This is a genomic window from Xenorhabdus lircayensis (genome assembly GCF_016306625.1).
Classification (GTDB): domain Bacteria; phylum Pseudomonadota; class Gammaproteobacteria; order Enterobacterales; family Enterobacteriaceae; genus Xenorhabdus; species Xenorhabdus lircayensis.
Window position 1 is genome coordinate 151,306 of record NZ_JACOII010000020.1, and the last position, 22,335, is coordinate 173,640.

The following is a 22,335-nucleotide window of genomic DNA, read 5'->3' on the forward strand; positions in this document are numbered from 1 at the left end:
GGATATCTATATGGCTCTGTTTCCCTATTCGCGTCTTGCCTATCTCTTTGAAGTGATTCAGGCGGAGAAATTGCCACAAGATGAGTTGGCAAAACGCTTTAGTGTTTCCAGCCGCACCATTCGCACGGATATCAGCGAATTGAATGACATTCTGCGCCGTTACGGGGCGCAGATCTTTTATAAACGTGGGATCGGCTACGCCCTTCGCATTGAAGATCAAACCTTATTTTCCTCCCTGCCAAAACAACAGCAAATGATCCACACGATCCCCCGCAACGCCCGTGATCGTGTGGATGCACTGCTGCTGAAATTGTTGCTGGCATCAAAACCAATCAAACTGGATGATATTGCCGAAGCGTGGTGTATCAGCCGTGGCACGTTGCAGCATGATATGAGCACGGTGCGCGAGATGCTTGGCAAATATCCCCTGCAACTGGAAAGCATTTCTCGTTTGGGAACCCAATTGCATGGTGATGAGCGTTTGATTCGATCCTGCCTGACGGACACGTTGCTACACCGCTTCTCACGGGACATGGAGCCATCACTCAGCCAATTCAGGATTGATGTTTTGGCCCATATCGACCTGACTTATATTGAAGCAATCCTGCAAAACAATCTCAGTCGGTTTGATATCCAGCTAACCAATGAAGGCCGCCAATATCTGATAGTTAACTGTGCGGTTTCCCTGTTCCGCATTCGCCATCATCATCCAATAAAACACAACAAAATCCATCAACTGGATAGCACCATACAACGTGCAGTAGAGGAAATTTCAACAGCACTCACCATATTTTTAAATAATGAAATGTCTCACGCAGAAGCCCTTTATCTCGGCAGGCAAATCGCCGCACATCGTGTTCCCCTGCTTGACGATCCCATTTGCAGTATTCTTGAGAGTCAGCGCTGGGCTGATGATATCCTCAACGATATCAATGAATCCTATAACTATGATTTACGTCATGACAACAGGCTGAGAAACGATCTGGCGAGCCACTTAAGTCTGTTAATCAGTCGATTGCAGCACCAAATCAGCACGAAAAATCCCCTGCTGGCGGATATCAAACAGTATTACCCTTTTGCCTACGATGTCACGGTCAGCGCGCTGACTCGCATTGAAAACCAACTTCCTTATGCCATCAATGAAGATGAGCTGGGATATCTGGCCGTACATATCGGTGTAGGGCTGGAACGCCATTACGGCACAGGTCATAACCGCCCTATTGCTGTTTTACTCGTTACCGATGCCGGCAATGCAACACGGCGAATGATTGAAGCGCAAATTGCCCGCGAATTTCCGCAACTCAAGCTCCAGCGTATCCTGCCATGCCATGAATACAATACATTGACCTATGTGGAAGAGAATTTTGTCATTACGACTCTGCGCCTGACTGAGAAAAATAAGCCTATCGTCAAAATTTCCCCTTTCCCTACAGCCTACCAAATCGAGCTGATTGGACGACTAACGATGGTGGATCAAACTCGTTCCTATATTCTGGAACGTTTCTTTGACCGACGTTATTTCATGGTGATTAAGGAAGAAATAGAGCAGGAAGCCCTGTTCAAAAAGGTCTGCCGCAGATTGCAGGTGGATGGTTATGTCAACGACGATTTCTGTCCTTCGTTAATTGAGCGAGAATCCATTATCTCCACATTGTTGGGAGACAATATCGCTCTGCCACACGCTTTGGGGCTACTGGCACGCAAAACTGTTGTCGTCACAATCCTCGCCCCCAACGGTATTGAATGGAGCAGAGAAACCAAAGAGCGAGCTAATGTGATTTTCTTGCTCGCCATCAGTAAAGAGGACTATGAAGAAGCCATGTCCATCTACGATCTATTTGTCACGTTTGTGAGGGAAAAAGCCACGAAAAGACTGTTGCGCAGCCGGAACTTCGATGATTTTCAGATGATTGCAAAAGACAGCCTTGGCAGGGCCATCTAGCTTCCATTATCATCAAAACACAAGGAATAGAGCTGGCTATAATGTGACCACATTCAAAGGATAAGAAAATCATTTCCTACGCTTTTTACCCATTTTCTCACTGAAAAAGCCCACAATGCCGCATAATCCCCCCTATTTTTAAATAATTTCCACTTTGAAGCGGAAATTAATCTACTCCAAAGCTAGCAATAAAATCGATAAGGTCATTTCAGCAAACAAAACAGTATTCGTTTGATGACAGAGCGGCGATTTGCCGTGATCAATTTGATTGGGAACCTTTTATGACTGATTGGGAACCTTTTGTGAATAGTCCCTCCATGCGTTTCAATATGATGAAAAGAATCATGGCGAAAGGAATCCTTGATCCCGAAACAGTCAGCCAAGAAGTCTTGGCTCTCATTGAAATATGTCTGGCAACAAAAGGGGCTTACACCACGTCCGTCCAGCAACAAATGCTGGCATCCCACGTTAAGGCCATGGTGATAAGAGCCAAGACAGGAGAGGCCTTGCCGGAAGTGGATCTTTCGCTGTTTGATGAGATATCTCCAGAGTCCATAAAGCTGGCTGCACAAATCGTCGAAACCTTGCCTAATCTGGCTGTCGAAGAAGTTTATCTGCTATCGGTACATTTTGAGATCGCGCGTTCCAATCCTTAATTATTTGGAGGCTGAACCCATGAGCAAAAAAACATTCTTTAAAGAACAAGTCATTAAAACACCGGTCGTTAAAAAACAAGTCGTTGTGGTTATCGGTGATCGTTTAGGTAAGGGACAAAACGTTGCTGTGGGTATTGAAGCCGCAGGCGGGAAAGCGATTGTGATTCCGGGCATGGCAGCAGATATGAAGTTGGGTGATGTCATGCACCAAGAGCAGGCCGATATCGGCATTTCGTTTTGTGGCAGTGGCGGCGCTGGCGCGATCACGGCACAAAACAAATACGGTTATTCAGTTCGCCACGGTATGCGCTCGATTGAAGAAGGTGAAACAGCGATCCGCGAAGGCTGTACTGTGCTTGGTTTTGGTTTCATGGACAAAGCCGTATTAGGCGAGCGGCTGGTTCAGGCCTTTATCAAAAAACAGGAGAAGCAATCATGAAAGAGTTGCTTGAAACCTCTGTTCGCGTCAGCGGCTCCGGTGATTCCCGACAAAAAGCCATCACCGATGCCTTGAATGCGGTGCAACGCACGGTATTGCAAGGAACTTCTCACATTATCCTGCGTATCGAACCGAAAGACATTGCCATCGTCAGTGCCACCAGCGAAGTCACGACAGAAAAGTTTCTGTTCTTTTTTCTGCCCCGTCAGCGCGAACGCTATTCAGTGGTACTGGATGTTACCGTCAATGTCATCTTGCTGGATATACAGGCTATTCATTTCCAGCAATCCATTTCAGCCAATCCGTGTATGCCCAAAAAAAGTAACGCCGAAGAAAAACATATTTCCGGCAGAACCTGATAGGGAGAAAAACCCATGAGTGCTACCGCCTCTTTGATCGAAATACTGGGCATGTCGCTGGTTATCGGTGGTCTGTGTGGTTTCGGCCTCGGCGCAGGAGCGGCACGGATGTTCCACGCGCCGACCGTTCAAGGTATGGGGGCATTTCGCACGTTAGGTGAGCTGAATGCTTGTGAAGGCGATCCGGCCTCCCACTTCTCTTTTGGCCTCGGTTTCTTTTTTAACGCTTGGGCATCTTCGGTCGCTGCTGGCGCGTTCACACAGGATGTAGATCATCGCATCATTCCCAATTGGGGCGCGGCGGCTTTGATGATAAAAAACCGCAACGTCGCGGAAACGCTGCACAATCCGAAAAAAATGGCGATTGCCTGCGGGATTATCGGGGCACTGCTGGTCGCTTTCCTGAATACCACTGCCTCCGCTGTGCCCGCTGCCTTGCAGACCACCGCGACCAACGTGCTTGTCCCTGCCGCCAATTTGCTGGTCAACACTGTGATGCCCGTGCTGTTCTGGCTCGCCGCGTTGGATGCCGGTCGCCGCTCCGGTTTCTGGGCCACGCTATTCGGCGGTTGTGCTCAACTCATTATGGGCAATGCCATTCCTGGTCTGGTGTTGGGCATCTTGATCGGCAAGGGCGTGGATGACAGCGGCTGGAACAAAATCACCCGTACCATGCTCATCGCCGTCGTTTTGCTGTTCATCCTCAGCGGCTTCTTCCGTGAATTCGATCTGAAGCTCCTGCAATCTTTCATGCTGGATGCACCAAATTGGCTACACCATATCCATCAACTTCTGGGTGGGAAATAATCATGAATACTGAACTGAACAAGCATGATTTCTGGTACGCCGAATGGACATTTCCCCTGTTTGTCGGCCTGTTGTCAGCGGGAATCTTTGCCGGTACTCATATGTATGTGGTGTACGGGTTTGGCGCATTTAATGAAGTGGCATTCGTCGCGATGCTACGTTCCGGCATTGATACCGGTGTTTATGGCGCCGTCGCGGCATTTGGTGCCAGTTTTTTGTTTGCCCGTATCGTCGAAGGATCACTGGTTGGGATCCTGGATATTGGTGGTGCGCTGCAAACGGGCATTGGTTTGGGCATTCCCGCGTTACTGCTGGCGGGAGGTTTTGATTTTCTAGTGACTAACTTCTGGGCGTCGCTGATCACTGGCATGTTGTTGGGTGTTGCTGTCGGTCTGGTGATCATCCTCGCCCGTAAATTTACGGTTGCGCAGGGAAATTCCACCTTCGGCGCAGATGTCATGATGGGCGCGGGTAACGCATCTGGACGCTTCCTCGGCCCCCTCATTATTCTGGCTGCAATGGCAGCTTCCATTCCGATTGGCCTCGGTTCGCTGATGGGCGCACTGCTGTTTTATCTATGGAAAAAACCCGTGGCAGGCGGTGCAATTCTGGGAGCAATGGTACTCGGCTATTTTTTCCCTGTCGCAACATAATTCTTAAAAGGACAGGTATCTCATGAATGACTTAATCATTAAACAAGGGACACTCATCAACGGGGATATCATTGATATTGTGATCAATGATGGCAGAATTACCGCCATTGGCCCCTCCGCAGCGACGGGATTGGCATCCATCAGGGAGATTGATCTGCATGGCCATTATCACGTCAGCGCTGGCTGGATTGATGCCCACACTCACTGTAATCCGCAATCTCCGCTCTATTTTGATGAACCCGATTTGATTGGGGCATCTTCCGGTGTTACGACAGTCGTGGATGCCGGTAGCACCGGTGCGGATGATATCGACCATTTTTATACTGTGGCGCGCAAGGCCAAAACGCATGTCTATGCCTTTTTGAATATCGCCCGCACAGGCATCTGCCGCCAAAACGAGCTGGCTGACATGGCTCAGATCGACAATGAACGCCTGCAAAATGCCGTCAGGCGCCACAAAGGCTTTATCATCGGACTGAAAGCGCGTATGAGCAAAAGCGTGATTGGCGACAATCGCCTTCTGCCACTTATCAAAGCCAAAATCATGCAAAGAGCGAACGGATTGCCGCTAATGGTGCATATTGGGAACCCTCCGCCCAATCTGGAAGATATTGCCGACTTGCTGACCAAAGGCGATATCATCACTCACTGTTTTAACGGCAAACCCAACCGTATCCTTGATGATGCCGGTAACCTGAAGCAAGCCATTCAGAGGGCACTGGCGCGAGGCGTGATTCTGGATGTAGGGCATGGTACAGAAAGCCTCAGCTTCTCCGTTGCCGAGCAAGCCATCAAATTCGGTGCCCATCCTCACATGATCAGTTCGGATATCTACCAAAGAAACCGTGTTGGCGGGCCGGTCTACAGCCTCGCGACTGTGATGACGAAATTCCTCAACATGGGATTGTCTCCCGAATACATTCTTAATTGCGTGACAATCAACGCGGCAAATTTGCTCCATCTACCACGTAAAGGGCGATTGGAACGAGGCTATGACGGCGATATCACAATTTTTGAACTGAAAAACCAACGCATTAAACTTGTCGATGCAGAGGGTCAAATCAGGATTGGCACGCAACAATTTATTCCCATTGCAGCCATCATCGCGGGAGTTCATATCGTCGTAGCAGAAAATGCAGCAGCGAAAAACATGTCGGCGGAAAATATACCTACCCAAAATGCAGCTACGGGAAGGAGCAGAGTCAATGGCATCTCTCTATGAAAAATACCAGCTACGTCAAGTGATCAACGCTGCCGGACGTATGACAGCATTGGGTGTATCAACGCCTTCCGATGACGTTATTGCGCAGATCACGTTAGGGTTGAAACACTATTTTGAGATGGATGATTTGGTGGATAAAACAGGCGATTACATCGCTAAATTACTCAGCGTGGAAAGCGCCGTTATCGTTTCTTGTGCCTCTGCCGGAATCGCGCAATCTGTGGCTGCGGCTATTATCAAGGATGATAATGATTTACTGCTTAACCTGCACAATTCAGATAAATCAGTTCCTCGTGAAATCATCCTGCCCAAAGGGCATAACGTGAATTTTGGCGCCCCCGTTGAAACCATGATTACATTGGGAGGCGGTAACGTTATTGAAGCGGGCTTCGCCAATGAATGCAGTGCGACACAGATCGCCAATAAAATCACGCCCCAAACCGCTGCCATCCTCTATATCAAGTCACACCATACCGTGCAAAAAAGTATGCTGACCGTGGCAGATGCCGCCCACGTTGCACAAGCACACAACTTGCCTCTGATTGTGGATGCTGCTGCTGAGGAAGATTTAACCCTCTATTATCAGCAAGGGGCAGATTTAGTGATCTACAGTGGCGCCAAAGCGCTTGAAGGCCCCACCAGCGGGTTGGTTATCGGCAAACAGCCTTATATCGGATGGGTCAAACGACAGCGTCACGGTATCGGGCGCGCCATGAAAATTGGCAAGGAAGGCATTCTCGGCCTGACATTGGCCATCGAAAAGCATCTCAATGAGGCAAAAGAAACAGGCGAAGAGATGGTGGCAAGAATGACGCCGTTTATTGAAAGATTGAACCGTATTACTGGCGTCTCCGCCAAAGTCATTTGGGACAGTGCCGGCCGTAATATTGCCCGTACTGAGATCACGTTTGATGAGCAGCTAATCGGCAAAAATACGTTTGAAATTCTGGCACGACTCCGGCAAGGCAATACTGTGATCTACTTTCGGGAATACAAAGCCAATGAAGGCAAAATCGAAGTAGATATCCGTAGTGTAACATCGGTTCAACTTAATACGATTGCAACGGAAATCAGGCGGATGGTGATGGGTGGAAAGTAATACCCAATATCTCCTCTTCTTTAAAAAATAAGGCTATTTTGCAACAGGATTGTGAAAGATGCCTAAATCCTTTTACACACCATTATTAACGTTTGATCTAGTCCAAAACTGAATGCAGGAGGATCAGAAATGGATCTCGATTGTAGATCTAATAGGGTATAAACCCGTATAATGCGGGTTTATACTTAACAAATGGGACCACGGTCCCACCCATTAGAACAGGTCAGAGTGGGTTCCTGTTCGTTCGAATCGAAGCAGGTTATCAGTAATTTTGTAGATAAGAATCCAGTCTGGTTCTATGTGAGCATCCCGATACCCATTGTAGTTACCTTGTAGCGGGTGATCTTTGTATACGACTGGTAAAGGTAGCTCGTCGTTAATTAGGAGCCTCATAAGCTCTTTAAGTTTGCTCATATCTTTATGGTGCTTCTGAGCTTCTTCACATCCCTCTGGAACTGGCCTGAGTATTCAATCTCCCTTTGTGTAGTCATGGTCTATCAGATACCCAGTTTATCAAAGAGATCATCGGCATCTTTCGCTTTATGAACATCTAAGCCTTTCTCACTATTGGCAATGGTTTTAGCTGTAATCCCGTTAGGGATGCTCATATCGAATGGTATAGCCTTTTCCTTGGCTACTTTGGTCAGAGTAATACGTATTAGATCGGACACGGTTAAACCCATGCCAGCAAGCACTTCAGCAGCCTCATTTTTTAGTCTTTCGTCTATACGAGCACGAACAAACGCATTTGCAGCCATGTTAAACCTCCTGTGTTGGTTAATAATTAGACTGTAGCTCAATTGAGCTACGCTAACAAATATGGATGCAAATTAATCAAAATTCGCTTATCACGCTTGAATCATCGCGTCTTTCAGGTTTTCCGCTTGACCAACCCAGGAGTAATGTTGGCCGTTATATTCGAATTTAACAGCCCATTGACCATCATCACCAGTGGATTCATCTATGGAGATGTCGTCATCCAGCGCTTCATTCCCATCGCTTTGAATAATAATATTAGGAGACTCTCTCCGACCACTTACCCCAAGGCATCAGCTGCAAATGCCATATAGCGTTTGTCGGCATTTTATTAACATGAAAAGTCTATCCAGTTTTCATCAATCAATCTGGCTTTATAAAAAAACATATTAAGTGATGTATCAAATTCTATCTTATTTTTATCCGTAAGATCGAAATCTATTGTGTCTTTGATGTTTGTTGAGTAAATGAGTTTATTCCCAAGATATGGGTAACTGACTTTATCAGTAAACCACGGGGCTGAATGGGCAATGACAAAAAATTTTTTCTCATCAATGTTACCGGAAATAGATTTAACGCCGCCTTTTTTTAGGATTATTTTTTCTTTTTTAGCTACTGGCATTATTTCTCTAGATTTTTTACTATCTATCTCATAAAAAGGATTGAACTTATCAAGAGTTATTTTATCACTATTTAAATCATTTAACTTTGATAAATCAAATAAAAAAACCCTCTCTCCTGTTGACAGAAAAAACAAGTGAGATTGTTCACCATACACTTGATACATATCATGAATTCCATCTTCCCAAATGGGATCCTCATTACAAAAATTATACTCTTTACATCTTAAATAATAATCTTTTATATCGTATGTTGCTTCTAGTTTCAGTTTAGCCTTACCAGAAATAACATGATAAGAGTATTTATTAATAGATGTATAACCACCTGCATAAATCTTTTTATTAGTATGATCATAAACAACCGAATGGGCATAAGTTAATGCAGACCATTGTGTATCACCTGAATTTTGTTTTACATTATCACCCTCATGTAATAATAAACCAACCCACCCTTTTGAATCAGCGATAACCACATTTCCATCAGGTAGTGGGAGAGCTGAGTGTATATTTGTTTTATAACCTGAAATCTCTTTATGGAATAACACTTCCTTATTATTTGTTAATGCATATATAATAACCCCATTCTCTGTTATTGACATGACTGATTTTTTTCCACGATATATAACTGGTTTTACTTCTGCCATAAACTTTGTTTCTGGTGACTCCCAGATTAAATCATTATTTTCAATCATGACCTTTTGACTTGTTAGAATAAATTTGAATATTTGTATTTTATTTACCCCTTGATTACCAATAATCAGATACTTATAATCATTATTATTTTTATTCATAAAATGCCCCATCAATATGATATTTATGGAATATAAAAATACATAAATGTGTTCAATGTATTATAAATAAACTTAGGAAATGTACTTTAGCGGCTATTAATCTTAGAGCTTTAAGTATAGCACATATTCCAGAGAGGCAAGCTGAGGCCCCCGATTATTCAAGGAGTCGAAGGAGATCTGGTATCAGAATAAAAACATGAATACTTAAATAACAAGTAGAAAGAAATTATTACAATTCCTATATTTCATACCCCAGGAAAAACAGGTGTGGGTTCTGGCTCGATGCTAAAAATGCAGCATCCGGCGCGCTGATTCACGGCTTGGATGAAGCAATGGTACAGACGGCCCTGAGTGTCGCGGCAGCCTCCAATCTGTTATCGTCCTCTCTGGGGGCGCTATCTCTGACGTATCATGGCCTGCCTCTTTCAGAAAAGATTTACAAGATCTTCAATAAAGAGGAAACCGCATGAGAAGTATCATTATCGATATAAGGCTGGTTCTCGTGGCGATAATGTTCGCTATGTTTACCCAGACGCTAATATCGGGGATCGTCATTTTCATGGTCGTTTCCACCTGCTGCTGCTTCGGTGCTTCTATCGTTCTCAAATTGGATTCAGCATAAAAGGGGGTAATCTAGTGAACAAGAATAAATATAACGTGAGTGAAAAACTGTTTGTATTGAAAGAATTCAGCAAAAAAACACGGCAAAATCTACATAAAATCCCTGAATTATCCGGTCAGGAACTTAAAACTTCTCAGTATTGCCGTGATCTAATGACCCGTTTTGGCTATACCATCAAAACCTATGAAGGCTATACCGGTTTTATTGCCGACTTAATCACTGATCCAGAAAAACCCCTGATTGCATTCCGTGCTGACATGGATGCCCTTGCCATGCCCGATATGACCAACAATGAACATCGCTCAGTTCATGAAGGTTGTGCCCATAACTGCGGTCATGATACTCATATGACCATCGCCCTGACCGCAGCCAATTATTTGTCACAACATCAGGATGAAATGAGTGCCAATGTGCGTTTCATCTTCCAGATGGCCGAAGAAGACATGCGCGTTCCGGGGGCGGATAAAATGGTCGAACTGGGTTGTGTGGAAGGCGTGGGTGAAGTGTACGCCCTGCATAATAACGGAGCACAGGAAACCGGATGTATCAGTTTCAATGCGGGAGTGATGACATCATGGGGATCAACATGGACGCTGGATATATACGGTGTTTCCGCTCACGGCTCAACGCCCCAGAAAGGGTTGGATGCCATTCGCGAAGCCAGCCGTATCCTTGATTACATGGATTATATCATTGCCAAGAAAACCGATCCTTTCAGCCCTGCGGTATTCAGTTGCGGCATGATCAGGGGAGGAACCATCCCCAATGCCGTAGCCGACCACGTTCAGGCTCGGGGAACTATCCGGGCAATGGATAAAGAAACAGACCAAATCCTGAAAAACAGCTTTCAAGAAATTATTGCCCGTAGTGAATCGGGAGGGTTCAAAACCACCATCATCCATGACAGCTATCCCGCAGTGGAAAACCACTCTCAGGCACATCAGCGCATTCTGGAAGCCGCGGGCAAATTCCTGCCAACCGAGCATATCGAGTCAAATAGCCGCCCCATGACAGGCAGCGAAGATTTCAGCTACATGATCAACGCCACCAAAGATCGTATCGGCGCAATGTTCTTCCTCGGCAGCGGTAATAAAGCCAAAGGAATCGATAACTACCTACATTCTAACCCTTATTATATTGACGATGACTGTCTGCTGGTTGGAGCACAAATCTTTATCAATCTTGTGACTCGCTAATTATTCCTCGCGTCCGGTAATAGCAACCGGACGCGATATCATTCAAGGGTATCGGGTAATGTCAAGGATATGACTCTTTATATTATTATTTTAATATTAAGACAGATTATATTTTGTTACTTGATAACTCCCTTCTACGAAGCCTATCATTCTTGGTACTCGAACTTCAGGGCGAAATAATCCATTAATAATCAGGTTAATTTCTTCATCACTGCGTGCTGAGAGAAGTTCTTTCTTATCATCTTCGTTTTCCAATTCCCTTATAACATGAATAATAGAATACAATAATCCATTAAGGGAGTGATAAAAACCTGAAAAAGAACTTTTGCCTCTACATAACTTTCTTGCTCTAAATTGTGCTTTTGAAGAGTCACTGATCTTAAGACGCTCGAACAACCGCTTACAACAAAAAGGTTGACCGAGATGCTTCTTAGGCATTAAATTATCAAACAACACCATAGAAGAATGCATTAGTGAAATATTATCTCCAGAATACCTTATTCGATAAAAATAATTTCCAAAGACGCTTTTGGTTTTTTTTGGGATTATTCCTACCTCAAGTGAAAAAAACACATAATCATCATTCCCCAGTCGACTTATATCTTTAACACTTGAGTTATACTTATTAAATGAAATTTTTTTCTCCTCAAGGCGAACTCTTGAGTAAAGATTCAAGTCTTTTTTAGAATTATTTAGATTATCTATAAGATATTTATCACTGACATGAACAATATAAAACTCTTTTGACTTAAAGGATTTTGCAAACTCCAACTCCTCATTTGTAAACTTACCTAAACTATTCCTCAAGTCATCTGTAATCGTCCTCATATTAAAGTGTAAATTTGGAGAATCATCATAACATTCAGTTTTGTTAAAATCGTAGATTATTTTGGATACTCCCTCTTCCGCTCTCTCGGTCATTGTCTTACTCATTCTGTCAATCGCTCGACTTGCCCAACATTGACGAGTAGCCCTTCTGAACTTATCCCAAGCATCTTTTTCATTCATACGTCACCTCGTTATTCCTTATATATAAATCAGTATATGAAAAAGTATCGTAGTTTCGAATAATAAGTAAATTGATAGGTGAAAAGCCAGCTAGCAGAGTTCCTATATCTTCTAATCCAGAGGCAAGGCACTGATGCCATATTACCAACTTACTGAAAATGAGCAATACCAAATTATCCTCTAAATAGTCAAACTGCACTTATTAATTTAATCTTCCAACAAAATAAACAAACTCCTTATTAAATTTATTTAACTATAAAAAACCATTTTTTCTATAAGGGGAAAGTATACAAATAACAACTTTTATTCATTTATCAAATAAAACAATTTCATTTTCGATATAAAAAATCAGACAACAAAATATATTAAGAATAAAAAGATAAAATTAATAGCATCACATGTAGAAATCGATTAAATATCACGCCACACTCATATAGTTTATTTAATTATTAATTTTTATAATTGTGCCAACCTTGCTAACTAACATGTTCATATTTCAACCAGCATACAGGTTGGCGTTGCCAGCATCACAACCAAAGACCGCACCTTCAAGAACCCGCTCTGGAATCGGGAATTTTGGTATGAAGGCCGGAATCTGGAACATCAGCGACGGCTGAGCAACTATCACTATTACGATTTTCCCAGACGTTATAAAGACGATGAACTGGTAATAGCCAATAACCGCAAGGTCACGGTAGAAGGCCAACAGGATCATAAAACCACGGGCAGCTATATTGAGCAGACGGACGGTGATCGCTCACTGCAAGCCAAGGGTGACCTGATTGAGAAAATTCAGGACGTACTCAGCGTTGATGCGCAAGGTGATATTACCCTGCAAAAAGAATTTAAGAAAAATAAAAACGAGATAGGGCCGATAGAGTCGTTTGTACAAGGAATAGATAAAATCACCGATGTACTGTCAGTCGGACTGATAGTGATAAGTTCAAAATCCTAAAAATGAATCTCATCTATCCCTCGATTAAGATTCACGGCGAACATGAGCTTGCCCATAATAATAACGAAGAAAAAGTTAAAAACGGTGAACTAGGCGCATATGCAGTTACACAATTGGATTTCATTTTAACAGGGAAATTAGATGTTACATTTGGTTGGGAATCTGATGAAAAAGGCGATTGGTCTTTCAAAAAAATAGCGTACTAGAAGCTGAATTTGGCATTAAAGCCGTAACTAATCTTCGCGGTGGAGTTAGTTATTCTGCCATTTATGGTTATGTGGATGCGACGGCCAAGGCGGACGCTAAATTACTGGTAGCACTGGAGTAAAACCCCAAAAACTTGGATTTAGTGTTTTATCATGATGGTATTAAGTCATCGGTGGATTTGGATTATGCTTTTGGTGTGGGAAAAGAAAAATTTCGGGATGGTGGATTTAAGACAACTGTAAATATAGAGAAAAAAGGAGGAACAGGCCGTGAATGGGTATTTCAAAAACCACCGTCTAGAGATAAATCGCCCTATCGGGTTTCTTTGGGTTAGTGTTTGACTTTATTCTTATATGTTATTCAATATTTCTGCATCAGGGAAAACAAATCTGGAACATGAGTAAACCAGACTGGGAATAATGGGCCATTGCTGATAATAGTCAGCCCAATATTTTTTCGATTCGATGTGGTTTGAAGAGAAAATAGATCGTGATACATATGCAGTCAGAATCGAGCCAAAATGGAATAATTTTAAATTCGATTGATAAAATATTTACCACTAACATCTTGTATATTTATAACAGCTATTTATCATACTCCATTTGTCACTCATCGACGGTTCTAATATCATCACATCACCTACTGTTTTGAAAAATCCCATATCAAAATAAGCTTTTTCCGCTCTAGGTAATGCATCAATTTGTAATTTACCCTCTTTTCCTAAATCTACTGATTCCTTTACTGCATATTCCATTAGTAAATATCCACAGTTTCGAATCAAGTAATGTATCGCAAAATGAACAACTGTAGGGATATTAGTTTTTTTAGAAAACCGCAATATCCCTATGGGATTATTAAAATAATAAGCAATAAAAAAAACATCCTCACCATGTGAGCTATTAATTGACTGACGTATTGATGTAAATATCGTTTTTGAATTTTGATATCTGAAAAAATTCTTCTTTATTTCTTCTGTATTTTCTATTTCTTCTTTTGTTTTGTCTTGTTTTAACAATCCATGATTTTTTAATATGTTATTAAGATTAGGAAATTTCGAACGGAAAGTCTCTCCAACATTTTTTTCCCTCGGTTCATTATTAAAATTATCCTTAAAAAAATCATACAACAATTGTTCTTCATTCATTTTAATTAATATTGTGTTCACAGCAGAAAATGCTTCTTGATGATCCCCCTTATTGATGCGTATAACTCTTCTGAGATCCCTAAGATTTGAGAGTTCAGCATCAACAGATCTCATATTCGAAGCGGACTGAGTCCGCCGTAACGGGTTTAATGAAAAATCATTATGATTATTAATATTAAAAGATCTTGTTCTGTATATCATGGTTAAACTCCCCTCTAAATCACATGATGAGTCTCGTTTCATAATACCGAATAGTTGTTCTATACCCGTCGTCTTTCAAATTGCAGCTTTGTTGGCTACGCTCACTCACCCCAGCCACATAGTTATCTATGTTCCCGGGATTCGTTTCCTTGCCGACAATTTGACTGTCTATATTATACTCAATTCAATAGCTGAGAAAAGTTTTTTAAACTACCCAAAATAGAACAAAATCAGTGTAAAAAATAGGATATAAAATAAGGGATTAACTGCTTTTGTGTGCCCCCCTATGACTGCAAAAGGAAAAATCATATAGTTAAAAGTTATTAATAAAAAATAATAAGATTTCACTGTATTTTAAATGAAAAAATATAAACCCAATACAATACATCTCATATTCCGCAGTCATATTGTAACATTGTGTTTTAATTAATACTTGTGTATACATAAATCGTATGAATATTTACAAATCATAATATTACATATTGGGAGGTATAGACAGGGCAACCGCATGAACGTTTTGCGATCATTAATAGGTTGAAAATAACCCAGATTAAGATTAAAAATAAAACAGATTAATTCGTTCAGATATTAGGATAGTCTGTTCATTATCCGTTATGGACGATATTTAAGCATTCATGCGGCTGCGCTGAATGTATAGAGACAGTTACATAATAAATATCTATTTGTCACCTAAGTAATTAAAAACAACTTCACCAATAAATTTTATAAATATAAAAAAGTATTTTAATTTCAACCTAATGGCGTAAAGTGTGATCTAAAACTCAAACAAAAAATATTTTCATATTAAAAATCTTGAAATCTGACTAGGATAAATCTGCTATTACGTCAGTCTATTCATTATTTCATCACGAGAGTAATCGTTCTGTTAATCGCAAAACTCCGTTATTTACAACTCCTGCCATACAAAGGAGAAAAGGCATGAAGAAAAAACAAATAAATCAAAAGGATATTGATAAACTTATTACCTTGATTGGCGGAAAAGAGAATATCGCTTCCGTCAGTCATTGTATTACCCGCCTCAGATTCGTTCTCAATGCACCAGAAAATGCCGATGCCAAAGCCATTGAAGAATTACCGATGGTCAAGGGCTGCTTCACTAATGCCGGGCAGTTTCAGGTGGTGATAGGAACGAATGTGGATGTTTATTATAAAGCCTTGCTTGAAACCACGGGGAAAAAATCTGTTAATAAAGAAGAGGTTAAACAAGCTGCTCGTCAAAATATGAAATGGCATGAAAATGCAATTTCACATTTTGCTGAGATCTTTTTCCCATTACTGCCCGCCCTGATCAGTGGCGGTTTAATCCTCGGTTTTCGTAATCTCATCGGGGATATCCCGTTCAGTGAAGGCAAATCACTCGCACAACTCCACCCTGTCTGGCAGAACATCTATGATTTTCTCTGGCTAATCGGTGAAGCGATATTCTTCTACCTCCCTGTCGGTATCTGTTGGTCTGCCGTCAAAAAAATGGGTGGAACGCCAATTCTAGGGATTATTCTGGGGATTACGTTGGTTTCCCCGCAGTTGATGAATGCTTACCTGCTTGGGCAGCAAACACCCGAAGTCTGGAATTTCGGCTTGTTTACGATTGCCAAAGTTGGCTATCAGGCACAGGTCATTCCTTCCTTATTAGCGGGTCTAACGTTGGGATGGATTGAAACGCGGCTGAAAAAATGGGTGCCGGATTACCTCTACCTTGTGATTGTCCCTGTGGTTTCTCTGTTGCTGGCCGTCTTCCTTGCCCATGCTCTGATAGGCCCTGCTGGACGCGTTATCGGTGATGGCGTTGCCTGGACGGTTAAAGGGCTAATGACGGGTAGTTTTGCCCCTATCGGTGCCGCTCTGTTCGGCTTCTTCTACGCCCCGCTGGTTATCACAGGTGTACACCAAACCACCTTGGCCATTGACCTGCAAATGATCCAGAACACCGGAGGAACGCCAATCTGGCCTATCATTGCGCTATCCAATATCGCCCAAGGTTCTGCCGTAGTCGGAATTATCTGGGCAAGCAAAAAACAGAAAGAACGCGAAGTTTCCATTCCTGCGGCGATTTCAGCCTATCTGGGTGTGACTGAGCCTGCCATGTATGGTATCAACCTGAAATACCGCTATCCGATGTTCTGCGCGATGATCGGCGCAAGCTTGGCTGGTCTGATTTGTGGACTCAACCATGTGACCGCCAATGGTATCGGCGTCGGGGGAATACCGGGTATTCTTTCTATCAAACCGCAGTTCTGGATGGTTTATCTGATCGCCATGCTTGTCGCCATTATTGTTCCATTAGTGCTGACCATTCTGGCTTATCGCAGAAACGAACGTAAAGCGGCCTTGGAAAATGAGATAACCAATTAATTTATCAAGGTATATTACATTAACAGGTATAGTTATGACCGAACAAAAACCGTGGTGGATGGATAGTGTTATCTATCAGATTTACCCAAAGAGTTTTCAGGATAGTACCGGAAGTGGCACGGGAGATATCGACGGGATCACCCAACGGCTGGATTATTTGCAGCACCTCGGCGTTGAGGCTATTTGGATCACCCCAATTTATCCGTCCCCACAAGTTGATAATGGCTATGATGTCGCTGATTATTGTGCCATCAACCCTGATTACGGCTCGATGGAAGACTTTGATAATTTGGTGCAAAATGCCCATCGCCGTGGTATTCGCATCATTTTGGATATGGTCTTCAACCATACATCCACCCAACATCCGTGGTTCCAAGCTGCTCAGGATATTCATAGCCCTTATCGCCAGTTTTATATCTGGCGGGACGGTTGTGAAGGTTCCTTACCCAATAACTGGAAATCCAAATTTGGCGGTAATGCGTGGCAATGGCATGCAGAAAGCCAGCAGTATTACCTCCACCTGTTTGCAGTAGAACAGGCCGATTTAAATTGGGAGCATGAACCTGTTCGCACCGAGCTGAAAAAAATCTGCGAATTTTGGGCCGACCGTGGTGTTGATGGCTTGCGTCTGGATGTTATTAACCTCGTCTCTAAACAGCAGGATTATCCTAGTGATAATCGCGGAGATGGCCGCCGATTCTATACCGATGGCCCGCGGATACATGAGTTTCTGCAAGAAATGAGCCGTGATGTTTTCCAGCCTAAGGGATTGATGACTGTCGGTGAGATGTCTTCCACTGGTCTTGAGCACTGCCAGCGCTATAGTGCTCTGGACGGAACGGCGTTATCCATGACGTTTAATTTTCATCATCTCAAAGTTGATTACCCAAATGGAGAAAAATGGGCTCTCGCGAGACCAGACTATGTTGAGCTGAAAAAGATTTTCTCAACGTGGCAGCAAGGGATGCATCAAAAAGCCTGGAACGCGCTCTTTTGGTGTAATCATGATCAGCCTCGTATTGTTTCACGATTTGGGGATGAACATCAGTACCACAAAATATCCGCCAAAATGCTGGCGATGCTGCTGCACGGTATGCAGGGCACGCCGTATATTTATCAGGGTGAAGAATTGGGCATGACTAACCCACACTTTGCGCGTATTGAAGACTATCGGGATATCGAAAGCCTGAATATGTATCAAGAGCGCATTGAACAAGGCATGCCGCCAGAGGAGATATTGGCAATTCTGGCACAAAAATCCCGTGATAATGGTCGAACGCCCATGCAGTGGGATGATTCGGAAAACGCAGGTTTCACCACAGGCACACCGTGGATCGCGCCTTGTAGTAATTACCCAGAGATCAATGCCGAAGCCGCATTGCAGGATAAAGATTCGGTCTTCTATTGCTTCCACAATTTAGTTAAATTGAGGAAGCAGCAGCCCATTCTGACATATGGTGATTACTTAGATCTGCTCCCTGAGCATCCATCACTGTGGTGTTATTTGCGCCGTTGGCAGGATCAAACCTTACTGGTTATTGCAAATCTCAGTGATGAAACACAACTGTGGTCTCCAGAATTTTCAATCATCAATAAAGAATGGCAGGTATTGATAAGTAATTATCAATCTTCTGCGAGTATCGAACATGAAAGTAAAATTAAACCCTATGAAGCAATATATTTAATTTCTAGACAATAGTATTATTCATATATGACTAGACACTATAATATAGCATTTATTATAAATCATTAAATAACACACCTCGTCTCAATAGGACGAGGTGCAGCATACCCACCCCGACAATAAATATTATTTCCTTAATAAAAAATACACAATTAAGTTCTATATTAACAAATAAAAAATATTTTAAATTCCACTTGATATTTGATAACCCCTGCTATACTTAAAAAAAACGTAAATAAATAATAAAATTATATTTCTAAAAGGAGAGGTAATCATGTCTGAAATAACAATGCTCAAACTAGTAAATAGCACAGATTCTGTTTGGAAAAAAGTATCTGAAACATTTCAAGGTATGGAAAGTATAAGCTTTCCAAAAGACCCAATAGAAAATCAGAGAAATGTATCCGCCTCTGTTATCTATAGCTATAATCATAGTGCTACTTTTGAGGTAAAATACCAATTAATGCATTCAGAAGAGAATACATTCATAATACGTGGGAGATATAAAAATGAACTGGATCGGTTCGACTTAGAATTATTTCTAGATAATTTGGAAACAAGTAACTATAAAAAGGGGGCTGTCGTAAGCCTTGGCTGGAAGCCAGATGGTTTCATCCACTTAATTCTTATTGGTGATGTTGGCAATTATATAGGACCTGATATAAATACCGAATATTGGATGCAAGACCATCGCAATATTTTAGGGAATCTTCCAATAAATAAACTTTGCATTACAGGTTCTCATGATGCAGGAATGAGTTTAATTACATGGAAAACCACTTGGGCTTTTGAGTGCAACACTTTAACTCAATCAAATAATATCTTAGGGCAATTAAAACTAGGTATAAGATACTTTGATATTAGACCAGTCCTTAGCGATGGAATATTTTTTACTGGTCACTATAAAGATCTAGGCGTATGGGAAGGTTCAAATGGTGAATCATTAGACTCTATTATTTATGAGATTAACACGTTTACAAAGACTCACAACGAATTGATTATAATAAGGCTTGACCATTCCCTCTGTCTGGATGTAGGCATATTAGAGAGATATCGTTCTTTTAAGGAAAGTGAGTGGCTTAATTTATTTTATACACTAACTGGAATTGACCATTTGTATTATCACAATGGCACGTGCAATATTTCCGACGTAACATTAAATACTCTGACAGATAATGGCACTCATTCTGCTGTTTTATTATTTGTAGAAACCGAAGATACTAATGTTACTTTGCAGGAATATAACAATAATGGATTTTTCTATCTTAGTGAATTGAATATGTACCATAAGTATTCTAATACAAGTAGCATCTTGAAACTAAGTTCAGATCAAATTAAAAAGATGAATGACTATGCTCCCACACATTATTTTGAATTATTGTGGACCCTGACTCAGAATGTTATACAGGCAACGACATGTGCCACAACACTCTCCTCTAGCATTAAACAATTGGCAGATGAAGCAAATGATACAATCGAGGAAGTTCTGCCGCATATCAGAAAAACGGTATACCCTAATATTTTTCTTATTGATAATGTTAAAGATACAGTAGCAACAACTTTCGTTCTCGCTATCAATTGGACGGTACTTTCTTATAAGTAAGAATAGAAGATATACCCATTAATATTACTCTTATCGATAAGTAGCCATATATTCATGCGATGGCACTGCCACAAAATCTGTGCCATACTTTTTTAGTCTCAAACGGGGAGTATGCCATTATGTTTTATTCAAAATACTTAACTTATTTGGGTGCAGGTTGTCTTCTATTATCTACCCTTGTACAAGCACAACCACCATCGAAACAGTTATCCCTGAGCCAGAAAAAATACCTGCAAAAACAAATTAATGAACAAGTTACGGATAAATCTGCATTGAAAGAGGTAGAAAGTTGGTCAGATACCAAAAAGGTGGCCGAGTTTATTTGCCGTCCTTTTGCTTTACCAATTATTAAACAACATTACAAAGACGCCGATAAAGTTTTCCTTGGTGATGTGTCACCAGATAGCATAAGACTGGAACATTCTTCTGAATTGGCTGGTACAGGCATGTATCGAACGGATGATGGCTGGAACGACATTCGGTTCTCCTGCAAATTGGATGCAACCGGCAAAGCACAATCATTCAAGTTCGAAAAAATCGTACCACCAAAATTGCAAACTGGACCAGGGCCTGTAGTTCTACCTCATAAGGAGAAATAAATGAAATATTTCTGGTTGATGTTACTTCTCCTGACACCACCCAGTCTCGCGGCCAGTTTTGATTGTGCAAAAGCCAAGGCCCCGGACGAAAAAACCATTTGTTCCAACCAAAAACTGAATGATTTGGATGTGGAAATGAGTGTGAAATATCACTTTCTACGAGGGTTATTTGCCATGGGAGTATCAGGCGAAATGTATGATAACCAAACTGCATGGCTGAAGCAGCGCCAAAAGTGTAAAGGAAATAAAACATGCTTGCTGCAAAGTTATCGCCAACGCATTAATCAGCTTGATACGTTGTATAATTCGATAGAGAAACCGATTTGATAGAAAAGAATTAGAAGCTCAAGGAAGGATTTTCTTTCCTTGAGCTTTTTATAATAAGAAATCATGTTAATGAGGCGGGGTCAGTTCTTTTACTAATTCGGGTAATTACTATTTCTTATAAATATCTGGACGAACTATCTGCCAAACACAATTTTCACGATTAACAGGTGAATAGCCAAATTTTTCATATAACCAAGGCGCGGTTGAAGTCACAAGCATGATTCTCCGTAACCTCTGCATAACTGGATGAGATTGGCAACACGTCATCAGCCAGCGTCCTAATTGTTGTTTTTGATACTCCTCTAATACATACACATCACATAAATATCCAAAAGTCGCAAAATCCGTCACGAGTCTGGCAAACCCTATTTGGGTTTTATCTTTGTACAATCCAAACGTCAGACTGTTTTCAATAGAATACCGTACTGTTTCGAGATCAATGCCTTCAGCCCAACTGGAACATGTAAGAAATTGGTAGATCGCGGTGATATCTAATAGAGATTTCTCTGTTGATACTTGATAGTTTTCTTTCTGCCAGTGGAAGTCTTGTTCCATATTTTTATTCCCCAACACATTGAAATTAATTATTTTTATTGAAAACAAAAGACATCACAGGAGTACTAAAAGCAAACTAACTTGATGATTAATAGTAAATTTTATTTTATAAAAACGACAAAACACCCCCTTAAATACCCCCAGAAAATTTTATCTGAATTTGTATATCTTAGTAGTTATATATTCATGATAGTGATTAAGGTGCTATACAGCCATGAGAAATAATGATATCGAATGTTGCTGTATCTCACGGCTGGGATATGAAGTTATTTAGCCATATTATCGCGAACTTTGCGTTCAACAAGATTACCGTTCATATCAAAATAACGGCTAGGCCAGATTTCTGACGGGTGAATATTGAGATAATTTGCAATAATCCATTCACCCTTAGACCACGGTCTGCTGAGAATATTTGCTAATGTCGATGAACTGAGTCCTGCTTCACGAGAGACAGCCGCCAAGGTTGTACCGCAATGCTTGCTCTCCCTTTCAGGCTACGGGAGTTTTTTATAGCCGT

23 protein-coding genes and 3 pseudogenes are annotated in these 22,335 nt (G+C 41.6%); 18 read left to right on the forward strand and 8 right to left on the reverse strand.

Features of this window, described 5'->3' with window-relative positions:
• Positions 1 to 10: 10 nt before the first annotated feature.
• The 8 genes and pseudogenes from H8A87_RS03205 to H8A87_RS03240 all read left to right on the forward strand — a co-directional run bounded on the left by H8A87_RS03205 (position 11) and on the right by H8A87_RS03240 (position 7,177).
• A complete protein-coding gene (locus H8A87_RS03205; protein WP_198688556.1) occupies positions 11 to 1,942 on the forward strand; it encodes a BglG family transcription antiterminator in 1,932 nt (643 codons plus the stop codon).
• Between the two features lie 332 nt (positions 1,943 to 2,274).
• Positions 2,275 to 2,598 (forward strand): transcriptional antiterminator, encoded by a 324-nt coding sequence (locus H8A87_RS03210; protein WP_408646857.1) that lies wholly within the window; start codon positions 2,275 to 2,277, stop codon positions 2,596 to 2,598.
• Positions 2,599 to 2,617: 19 nt separating this feature from the next.
• Entirely contained in the window at positions 2,618 to 3,037 is a 420-nt protein-coding gene (locus H8A87_RS03215; RefSeq protein ID WP_198688557.1) for a glycine-rich SFCGS family protein, read from the forward strand.
• Positions 3,034 to 3,324 (forward strand): annotated as a pseudogene (locus H8A87_RS03220) (DUF4312 family protein); the annotation flags it as partial. The gene H8A87_RS03215 and the pseudogene H8A87_RS03220, both read left to right, overlap by 4 nt.
• An 87-nt stretch (positions 3,325 to 3,411) precedes the next feature.
• Positions 3,412 to 4,203, forward strand: coding sequence for a DUF4311 domain-containing protein (locus tag H8A87_RS03225; protein ID WP_198688559.1), 792 nt, complete (start codon positions 3,412 to 3,414; stop codon positions 4,201 to 4,203).
• 2 nt (positions 4,204 to 4,205) lie between these two features.
• The gene (locus H8A87_RS03230) at positions 4,206 to 4,856 is read left to right on the forward strand and encodes a DUF4310 family protein (protein ID WP_198688560.1); all 651 of its coding nucleotides are present in this window, start codon (positions 4,206 to 4,208) and stop codon (positions 4,854 to 4,856) included.
• A 22-nt stretch (positions 4,857 to 4,878) separates the two neighbouring features.
• Entirely contained in the window at positions 4,879 to 6,078 is a 1,200-nt protein-coding gene (locus H8A87_RS03235) for an amidohydrolase/deacetylase family metallohydrolase (RefSeq protein WP_198688561.1), read from the forward strand.
• A complete protein-coding gene (locus tag H8A87_RS03240; RefSeq protein ID WP_198688562.1) occupies positions 6,062 to 7,177 on the forward strand; it encodes a DgaE family pyridoxal phosphate-dependent ammonia lyase in 1,116 nt (371 codons plus the stop codon). Before H8A87_RS03235 ends, H8A87_RS03240 begins: the two co-directional genes overlap by 17 nt.
• 213 nt (positions 7,178 to 7,390) lie before the next feature.
• Here H8A87_RS03240 and H8A87_RS03245 read toward each other — a convergent pair.
• From H8A87_RS03245 to H8A87_RS03255, 3 genes and pseudogenes are all read right to left on the reverse strand, one after another.
• A pseudogene (locus H8A87_RS03245) lies at positions 7,391 to 7,668 on the reverse strand (type II toxin-antitoxin system YafQ family toxin).
• Between the two features lie 6 nt (positions 7,669 to 7,674).
• A complete protein-coding gene (locus H8A87_RS03250) occupies positions 7,675 to 7,935 on the reverse strand; it encodes a type II toxin-antitoxin system RelB/DinJ family antitoxin (protein ID WP_198688563.1) in 261 nt (86 codons plus the stop codon).
• A gap of 329 nt (positions 7,936 to 8,264) precedes the next feature.
• Complete coding sequence (locus H8A87_RS03255) at positions 8,265 to 9,344, reverse strand: DUF6528 family protein (protein ID WP_198688564.1); 1,080 nt, start codon at positions 9,342 to 9,344, stop codon at positions 8,265 to 8,267.
• Between the two features lie 332 nt (positions 9,345 to 9,676).
• Between H8A87_RS03255 and H8A87_RS03260 the strand changes: the two genes are divergently transcribed.
• From H8A87_RS03260 to H8A87_RS03270, 3 genes are read left to right on the forward strand one after another with little or no spacing between them, the layout of a single operon-like run.
• On the forward strand, positions 9,677 to 9,814 hold the full coding sequence (locus H8A87_RS03260; RefSeq protein WP_232370043.1) for a DUF3100 domain-containing protein: 138 nt from the start codon (positions 9,677 to 9,679) through the stop codon (positions 9,812 to 9,814).
• Positions 9,811 to 9,966 (forward strand): hypothetical protein, encoded by a 156-nt coding sequence (locus H8A87_RS03265; protein WP_198688565.1) that lies wholly within the window; start codon positions 9,811 to 9,813, stop codon positions 9,964 to 9,966. Before H8A87_RS03260 ends, H8A87_RS03265 begins: the two co-directional genes overlap by 4 nt.
• Before the next feature lie 14 nt (positions 9,967 to 9,980).
• A complete protein-coding gene (locus H8A87_RS03270; protein WP_198688566.1) occupies positions 9,981 to 11,162 on the forward strand; it encodes a M20 metallopeptidase family protein in 1,182 nt (393 codons plus the stop codon).
• Positions 11,163 to 11,258: 96 nt separating this feature from the next.
• On the opposite strand, the gene H8A87_RS03275 is transcribed toward H8A87_RS03270, so the two are convergent.
• Positions 11,259 to 12,170: a hypothetical protein gene (locus tag H8A87_RS03275; protein ID WP_198688567.1), complete on the reverse strand. Its 912-nt coding sequence runs from the start codon at positions 12,168 to 12,170 to the stop codon at positions 11,259 to 11,261.
• 496 nt (positions 12,171 to 12,666) lie between these two features.
• Positions 12,667 to 12,885 carry a hypothetical protein gene (locus tag H8A87_RS03280; RefSeq protein ID WP_198688568.1) on the reverse strand — a complete coding sequence of 73 codons (219 nt, stop codon included), beginning with the start codon at positions 12,883 to 12,885 and terminating at the stop codon, positions 12,667 to 12,669.
• Positions 12,886 to 13,303: 418 nt separating this feature from the next.
• Here H8A87_RS03280 and H8A87_RS19735 point away from each other — a divergent pair, with 418 nt between their 5' ends.
• Together H8A87_RS19735 and H8A87_RS03290 are read left to right on the forward strand one after the other, a co-directional pair.
• Positions 13,304 to 13,453: a hypothetical protein gene (locus tag H8A87_RS19735; RefSeq protein WP_232370044.1), complete on the forward strand. Its 150-nt coding sequence runs from the start codon at positions 13,304 to 13,306 to the stop codon at positions 13,451 to 13,453.
• A gap of 21 nt (positions 13,454 to 13,474) precedes the next feature.
• Complete coding sequence (locus H8A87_RS03290; protein ID WP_198688570.1) at positions 13,475 to 13,666, forward strand: hypothetical protein; 192 nt, start codon at positions 13,475 to 13,477, stop codon at positions 13,664 to 13,666.
• A gap of 225 nt (positions 13,667 to 13,891) precedes the next feature.
• Here H8A87_RS03290 and H8A87_RS03295 read toward each other — a convergent pair whose 3' ends face one another.
• Positions 13,892 to 14,677: a GNAT family N-acetyltransferase gene (locus H8A87_RS03295; RefSeq protein WP_198688571.1), complete on the reverse strand. Its 786-nt coding sequence runs from the start codon at positions 14,675 to 14,677 to the stop codon at positions 13,892 to 13,894.
• Positions 14,678 to 15,616: 939 nt separating this feature from the next.
• On the opposite strand from H8A87_RS03295, the gene treB reads away from it, so the two are divergent.
• The 5 genes from treB (at position 15,617) to H8A87_RS03320 (ending at position 21,263) form a co-directional block, all read left to right on the forward strand.
• On the forward strand, positions 15,617 to 17,050 hold the full coding sequence (gene treB / locus H8A87_RS03300) for a PTS trehalose transporter subunit IIBC (RefSeq protein ID WP_198688572.1): 1,434 nt from the start codon (positions 15,617 to 15,619) through the stop codon (positions 17,048 to 17,050).
• A gap of 34 nt (positions 17,051 to 17,084) precedes the next feature.
• Positions 17,085 to 18,749 (forward strand): alpha,alpha-phosphotrehalase, encoded by a 1,665-nt coding sequence (gene treC / locus H8A87_RS03305; RefSeq protein WP_198688573.1) that lies wholly within the window; start codon positions 17,085 to 17,087, stop codon positions 18,747 to 18,749.
• A gap of 259 nt (positions 18,750 to 19,008) precedes the next feature.
• Positions 19,009 to 20,337: a PI-PLC domain-containing protein gene (locus H8A87_RS03310; RefSeq protein WP_198688574.1), complete on the forward strand. Its 1,329-nt coding sequence runs from the start codon at positions 19,009 to 19,011 to the stop codon at positions 20,335 to 20,337.
• A gap of 119 nt (positions 20,338 to 20,456) precedes the next feature.
• Positions 20,457 to 20,936, forward strand: coding sequence for a hypothetical protein (locus tag H8A87_RS03315; protein ID WP_198688575.1), 480 nt, complete (start codon positions 20,457 to 20,459; stop codon positions 20,934 to 20,936).
• Positions 20,937 to 21,263, forward strand: a complete 327-nt coding sequence (locus H8A87_RS03320) for a lysozyme inhibitor LprI family protein (protein WP_198688576.1) — start codon at positions 20,937 to 20,939, stop codon at positions 21,261 to 21,263.
• A 108-nt stretch (positions 21,264 to 21,371) separates the two neighbouring features.
• Here the strand turns inward: H8A87_RS03320 and H8A87_RS03325 are convergent, their stop codons facing one another.
• Both H8A87_RS03325 and H8A87_RS03330 read right to left on the reverse strand, forming a co-directional pair.
• Positions 21,372 to 21,818, reverse strand: coding sequence for a GNAT family N-acetyltransferase (locus H8A87_RS03325; protein ID WP_198688577.1), 447 nt, complete (start codon positions 21,816 to 21,818; stop codon positions 21,372 to 21,374).
• 266 nt (positions 21,819 to 22,084) lie between these two features.
• Positions 22,085 to 22,288 (reverse strand): annotated as a pseudogene (locus H8A87_RS03330) (helix-turn-helix domain-containing protein); the annotation flags it as partial.
• Positions 22,289 to 22,335: the final 47 nt, after the last annotated feature.

Bases quoted from the DNA above. Each gene is read 5' to 3' on its own strand.
- H8A87_RS03320 (WP_198688576.1), top strand. From the start codon at position 20,937: ATGAAATATTTCTGGTTGATGTTACTTCTCCTGACACCACCCAGTCTC.
- H8A87_RS03250 (WP_198688563.1), bottom strand. From the start codon at position 7,935: ATGGCTGCAAATGCGTTTGTTCGTGCTCGTATAGACGAAAGACTAAAA.
- H8A87_RS03295 (WP_198688571.1), bottom strand. From the start codon at position 14,677: ATGATATACAGAACAAGATCTTTTAATATTAATAATCATAATGATTTT.
- H8A87_RS03265 (WP_198688565.1), top strand. From the start codon at position 9,811: ATGAGAAGTATCATTATCGATATAAGGCTGGTTCTCGTGGCGATAATG.
- H8A87_RS03215 (WP_198688557.1), top strand. From the start codon at position 2,618: ATGAGCAAAAAAACATTCTTTAAAGAACAAGTCATTAAAACACCGGTC.
- treC (WP_198688573.1), top strand. From the start codon at position 17,085: ATGACCGAACAAAAACCGTGGTGGATGGATAGTGTTATCTATCAGATT.
- H8A87_RS03240 (WP_198688562.1), top strand. From the start codon at position 6,062: ATGGCATCTCTCTATGAAAAATACCAGCTACGTCAAGTGATCAACGCT.
- treB (WP_198688572.1), top strand. From the start codon at position 15,617: ATGAAGAAAAAACAAATAAATCAAAAGGATATTGATAAACTTATTACC.
- H8A87_RS03260 (WP_232370043.1), top strand. From the start codon at position 9,677: ATGGTACAGACGGCCCTGAGTGTCGCGGCAGCCTCCAATCTGTTATCG.
- H8A87_RS03205 (WP_198688556.1), top strand. From the start codon at position 11: ATGGCTCTGTTTCCCTATTCGCGTCTTGCCTATCTCTTTGAAGTGATT.
- H8A87_RS03255 (WP_198688564.1), bottom strand. From the start codon at position 9,344: ATGAATAAAAATAATAATGATTATAAGTATCTGATTATTGGTAATCAA.
- H8A87_RS03235 (WP_198688561.1), top strand. From the start codon at position 4,879: ATGAATGACTTAATCATTAAACAAGGGACACTCATCAACGGGGATATC.
- H8A87_RS03280 (WP_198688568.1), bottom strand. From the start codon at position 12,885: ATGATCCTGTTGGCCTTCTACCGTGACCTTGCGGTTATTGGCTATTAC.
- H8A87_RS03210 (WP_408646857.1), top strand. From the start codon at position 2,275: ATGAAAAGAATCATGGCGAAAGGAATCCTTGATCCCGAAACAGTCAGC.
- H8A87_RS03230 (WP_198688560.1), top strand. From the start codon at position 4,206: ATGAATACTGAACTGAACAAGCATGATTTCTGGTACGCCGAATGGACA.
- H8A87_RS03325 (WP_198688577.1), bottom strand. From the start codon at position 21,818: ATGGAACAAGACTTCCACTGGCAGAAAGAAAACTATCAAGTATCAACA.
- H8A87_RS03275 (WP_198688567.1), bottom strand. From the start codon at position 12,170: ATGAATGAAAAAGATGCTTGGGATAAGTTCAGAAGGGCTACTCGTCAA.
- H8A87_RS03315 (WP_198688575.1), top strand. From the start codon at position 20,457: ATGTTTTATTCAAAATACTTAACTTATTTGGGTGCAGGTTGTCTTCTA.
- H8A87_RS03310 (WP_198688574.1), top strand. From the start codon at position 19,009: ATGTCTGAAATAACAATGCTCAAACTAGTAAATAGCACAGATTCTGTT.
- H8A87_RS03225 (WP_198688559.1), top strand. From the start codon at position 3,412: ATGAGTGCTACCGCCTCTTTGATCGAAATACTGGGCATGTCGCTGGTT.